Here is a 5,213-nt window from a genome sequence, read left to right as displayed (position 1 = left end):
GAGGTGGTCGGTGCGCTGTTCCTGTACTGGGACACCCCCCACGACCTGCCGGAGCACCGGCGCGCCGCGCTGCGCGCGCTGGGCCGCTTCACCTCCCAGGCCGTCCAGCGCGCCAGCCTGCTGGCCGAGCGGCGCAGCACCGCCGAGGTGCTGCAGCAGTCGCTGCTGACCCGCCTGCCCGAACCGGACCACCTGGAGCTGCGCGCGCGCTACACCCCCGCCGCGGCCGGTGAGCAGGTCGGCGGGGACTGGTACGACGCGATCGTGCTGCCCGGCGGCGCGACCACCGTGGTCATCGGGGACGTCACCGGCCACGACGTCAACGCCGCCGCCCGGATGGGGCAGCTGCGCGGGCTGCTGCGCGCCTACGCCTACGACCGGCGGGAGGCGCCCAGCGCCGTCGTGGCGCGGCTGGAACGCGCCGTGCACGGCCTGCACCTGGACACCCTGGCCACGCTCCTGCTGGCCCGCATCGAGCAGGACGACGCCGACGCGGCCGCCGGGCTGCGGCGGCTGCGGTGGACCAACGCCGGCCACCCCCCGCCGATCCTGCTGCACCCCGACGGCAGCACGCAGGTGCTCACCAGCACTCCCGAGCTGCTCCTCGGCCCGCTCCCGGAGGTCCCCCGCAGCGACCACACCCACGTGCTGCCGCCCGGCTCGACCCTGCTGCTGTACACCGACGGGCTCATCGAGCACCGCGGGCGCCCCCCGGCCGACGGCCTCGAGCAGCTGCGCCGGACCCTGAGCACCCACAGCGGGCGCACCCTCGACGACCTGCTGGAGCACCTGGTGGCCGACCTGGTCGGCGACGCGCCCGAGGACGACTGCGCCCTGCTGGCCGTGCGCATGCACCCCGAGGACCGCCCCCGCCCGCCGGAGGCGAACCGCTCGCGCTGACCCGCCACCCGGCGGTGCCCTGGACCGGTCGCGGCGGCCGTTGCAGGATCGGACGCGGCCCCCGCGCAGCGGGATCCACCGAACGGGTGGAGGAGGTCCAGCGGGCACCGGCACCTGGCGAGGAGGTAGGGGTGAGCACGTCGTCCGGCCTGCGGGAGGCCGTCGCCGACCCGGCCCGCCTGGCGGCCCTGGCCAGCTACCGGCTGTCCGGGCACGCCGGCGAGGCGGACCTCGACCACGTGGTGCGCCAGCTGGCGCGGCTGCTGGACGCCCCGATCGCGGTCGTCGACCTCGTCAGCCCCGACCGGCAGTGCTACGCCGCCGAGCACGGCGCGGGCGCGGCGGGCACCGCCCTGCCCGACGAGCTCTCCTTCTGCGCCCACGTCGTCGCCGCGCGCGAGCCGCTGAGCGTCGGCGACGCCGGTGCCCACCCCGTCTTCGCCCGCAACCCCGCCGTGCGCTCCGGGGCGGTCCGCGCCTACCTGGGGGTGCCGCTGGTGGACGACGACGGCTTCGTGCTGGGCGCGGTCGGCGTCTTCGACTCCCGCCCGCGCCGCTTCACCGCCGACCAGCAGGCGGTGCTGCAGACCCACGCGCACCTGGTGCGGGCGCTGCTGACCGCGCGCCGCCACGCGGCCGGCCACCAGCGCCACAGCCGGCTGCTGCAGGCCCAGCGCGACGTGCTGGAGGCCATCGCCTCCAGCCGCCCGCTGCCCCAGGTGCTCGAGCACCTGGCGCTGCACGTGGAGGCGCTGCTGGACGAGCGCGTGCTGTGCTCGCTGCTGCTGCTGGAGGAGGACGGCGCGACGCTGCGCGACGGCGCCGGACCCAGCCTGCCCGCCGCCTACCGCGAGGCCATCGACGGCGTGCGCGCCGGCGCGGGCGTCGGCTCGTGCGGGACCGCGGTGCACCGCCGCGAGGTGGTCGCCGTCGACGACATCGCCACCGACGAGCTGTGGCGCGACTTCCGCGACCTGGCCGCCGAGCACGGCCTGGCGGCGTGCACGTCGCTGCCGGTGCTGGGCGAGGACGACACCGTGCTGGGCACCTTCGCCCTCTACCGCCGCCAGGCCGGCCCGCTGGACCTGGCCGACAGCGCCGCCGTCGCCTCCTTCGGCGACCTGGCCCGGGTGGCCATCGAGCGCGAGCGCTCGCGCCGGCGGCTGGTCGAGCTGGCCACCCGCGACGGCGTCACCGGCCTGCTCAACCGCTCCGCGTTCCTCGCCGCCGGCGGCCGGGTGCTCGCGCGGCCCCCGGCGCCCGGCGCCGTGCACGCGGTGCTGTTCTGCGACGTCGACCGCTTCAAGCTGGTCAACGACTCGCTGGGCCACGCCGCGGGCGACGCCTACCTGCGCGCGGTCGCCGAGGCGCTGCGCGGCGCGCTGCGCGCCGAGGACGTCGTCAGCCGCTTCGCCGGGGACGCCTTCACCGTCCTGGTGCCGGACACCACCCCCGAGGCCGCGCAGCTGCTCGCCGAGACGATCGGCGACTGCTTCCGCGTGCCCGTGCGCGTCCCCGGCCACGTGGTGACCCTGGCGGCCAGCGTCGGGCTGACCAGCACGGCCCTCAGCGCCACCACCGACCTGGACGTGCTGCTGCGCGACGCCGACATGGCCATGCACGCCGCCAAGCAGGCGGGCCGGGCGCGGGTGCGGGTCTACGACGCGGCGATGCAGGCGTGCTCGGCGGCGTCCTCGGAGCTGACGCTGGCGATCGGCGAGGCCCTGGGCGCGACGCGCGGCGAGGGGACGGGCTCCGGGGGGTTCCACCTGCACTACCAGCCCGAGGTCGACGCCCGCACCGGGCGGCTGGTCGCCCTGGAGGCCCTGCTGCGCTGGACGCGGCCCGGCGTCGGGGCGGTCTCCCCCGTCGACTTCGTCCCCGCCGCCGAGGCCGGCGGGTTCATCGTCGAGCTGGGGCGGCGGGTGCTGGAGGAGGCCTGCCGGCAGCTGGCGAGCTGGCGCGAGCGGCACCCGGCCGCGCGGGCGCTGACCGTGTGGGTCAACGTCTCCGCCCACCAGCTCAGCGACGCGGCGTTCGTGCGGACCGTCACCGACGTGCTGGCCCGCCACGGCCTGCCCGGCACCGCGCTGGGCCTGGAGATCACCGAGTCCGCGGTCATGGCCGACGCCGACGCGGCCCGCGCCATCCTGACCGCGCTGCGCGGCGCGGGCGTGCGCATCGCCGTCGACGACTTCGGCACCGGGTACTCCAGCCTGTCGACGCTGCGCACCCTCCCGGTGGACGTGGTCAAGATCGACCGCTCCTTCACCAGCCGCCTGGGCTGCTCGCCCAGCGACCAGCGCATCGTCGACGCGATCATCTCCATGGCCCACGCCCTGGACCTCACGGTCGTCGCCGAGGGGGTCGAGCAGCCGCAGCAGCAGCAGGTGCTGCGCACCCTGGGCTGCGACCTCGTGCAGGGCTACCTGCTGGGGCGACCGGCGGAGCCGGGGAGCGTGGAGGAGTCGCTGGCCGAGCCGGCGCGCCAGGCGAGCTCCTGATCGATCAACCGCCGCAGCGCCGCCGGCTGGGCGACGCCGTGCGCGATGCCCGGACGCACCGGCGCCGGGGCGCCGACCATCAGCAGCCCCACCACCACCTCCTCCGGCAGGGCCGCACCCTCCGCCAGCTGCAGGACCTCCGCCCGCTCGGTGGAGGGCAGGTCCGCCCACCACACCCGCACCACCTCGTCGGCCACCACCATCGGGACCGTCCCGACCGCCCCGGGTGCGGGTGCGCCGGTGCCCGTGCTCTCGGCGGCGCCGGTCCCCGCCGCGGCGACGGCACCGTCCGCGGTCGGCGCCCACCACCGCACCGCCGGGGAGGCGGGCCGGCGGCGCGCGCGGGCCCCGCGCACCGCGTGCCGCACCCGCTCCCACCACCGCTCCCAGCGCGGACCCCGCCACCGCTCCCGGGGACCCCGGGCGTCGGGAGGTCGCCGGCGCTCCGGGCGGTGCGCGGGCCGGCGCCGGACCCCGGGCCGGACGTGGACGGGCGCGCGCCGTTCGACGGTCAGCAGCGAGCGGTCGCCGGCGTCGCGCTTCACCGCGGACCGCCCGGAGTCGGCGTCCAGGCGGTGGGGGCCGCGTCGAGAGGGGCGCAGCGGCGGGCGTCGAGGAGCGAGGTGGTCCGACTGCTGTTCACGGGGCACGTCCCGGGCGTGGGTGGCGGTCGCGCGACCGGGTCCGGGGCGGCACGGGTGGGGCACCAGCGCGCGGTCGCCCCGGAGGACGACCGTGGAAATCGGGTTTCGGGCGGCTCACCACCGGGCGGCACCGGTGACGCGGTCACCGTAGGGCAGCGCCGCCGGTGGCACAAGGAGCCCGCTCGACGCCGGCGGGTGCCAGCTCAGTCGAGGTAGTCGCGCAGCACCTGCGAGCGCGAGGGGTGGCGCAGCTTGGACATCGTCGTGGACTCGATCTGGCGGATCCGCTCGCGCGTGACCCCGTAGACCCTGCCGATCACCTCGAGCGTCCTCGGCCGGCCGTCGGTCAGCCCGAAGCGCAGCGAGACCACGCCGGCCTCGCGCTCGGAAAGGGTCTGCAGCACCGCGCGCAACTGCTCCTGCAGCAGCGTGGCGGTGACCGCCTCGAGGGGGACGACCGCGCGGGAGTCCTCGATGAGGTCGCCGAACTCGCTGTCGCCGTCCTCGCCGATCGGGGTGTGCAGCGAGATCGGCGCACGTCCGTGCTTCTTGACCTCCAGCACCTTCTCGGGGCTCATCCCCAGCTCCGCGGCGAGCTCGTCGATGCTCGGTTCGCGGCCCGTCTCGCTCAGCACCTGCCGCTGCACGCGCAGCATCCTGTTGATGACCTCGACCACGTGCACCGGGATGCGGATGGTGCGGGCCTGGTCGGCCATCGCGCGGGTGATGGCCTGGCGGATCCACCACGTCGCGTAGGTGGAGAACTTGAAGCCCTTCGCGTAGTCGAACTTCTCCACCGCGCGGATCAGCCCGACGTTCCCCTCCTGGACCAGGTCCAGGAAGAGCATGCCGCGGCCGCTGTAGCGCTTGGCCAGCGAGACCACCAGTCGCAGGTTCGCCTCCAGCAGGTGGTTCCTGGCCCGCCGGCCGTCCTCGACGATCCAGCGCAGCTCCCGCTGCAGGACCGGGTCCCCCACCGCCTGCGAGCCCAGCCGGTGCTCGGCGAAGAGTCCGGCCTCGATGCGCTGGGCGAGCTCGACCTCCTGGGCGGCGGTGAGCAGCGCGACCCTGCCGATCAGCCTCAGGTAGTCCTTGACCGGGTCACCGCTGGCGCCGGCGGTGGTGATCTGCGGCGCGGGTTCGCCGTCGTCGTCCTCCCCGCCGT

The 5,213-nt window shown here is 76.4% G+C and carries 4 protein-coding genes; 2 read left to right on the top strand and 2 right to left on the bottom strand.

The window, feature by feature from the left end:
• Both GTQ99_RS19430 and GTQ99_RS19425 read left to right on the top strand, forming a co-directional pair.
• The coding region (locus GTQ99_RS19430; protein WP_166617357.1) for a PP2C family protein-serine/threonine phosphatase at positions 1-900 on the top strand (900 nt) is incomplete at its 5' end.
• A 131-nt stretch (positions 901-1,031) separates the two neighbouring features.
• Positions 1,032-3,404, top strand: coding sequence for an EAL domain-containing protein (locus GTQ99_RS19425; RefSeq protein ID WP_166617356.1), 2,373 nt, complete (start codon positions 1,032-1,034; stop codon positions 3,402-3,404).
• Here the strand turns inward: GTQ99_RS19425 and GTQ99_RS19420 are convergent.
• Both GTQ99_RS19420 and GTQ99_RS19415 read right to left on the bottom strand, forming a co-directional pair.
• Positions 3,326-4,054 (bottom strand): hypothetical protein, encoded by a 729-nt coding sequence (locus GTQ99_RS19420; RefSeq protein ID WP_166617355.1) that lies wholly within the window; start codon positions 4,052-4,054, stop codon positions 3,326-3,328. The two genes, GTQ99_RS19425 and GTQ99_RS19420, sit on opposite strands and share 79 nt — an antisense overlap.
• A gap of 197 nt (positions 4,055-4,251) precedes the next feature.
• Positions 4,252-5,213, bottom strand: a 962-nt coding sequence (locus GTQ99_RS19415) for an RNA polymerase sigma factor (protein ID WP_166617354.1), incomplete at its 5' end; no start/stop codon positions are given.

Source organism: Kineococcus vitellinus (assembly GCF_009906315.1).
In the GTDB taxonomy this organism is placed as follows: domain Bacteria; phylum Actinomycetota; class Actinomycetes; order Actinomycetales; family Kineococcaceae; genus Kineococcus; species Kineococcus vitellinus.
The sequence above is the reverse complement of the archived record's forward strand: the minus strand, read 5'-3'. Positions and strand labels throughout refer to the sequence as shown.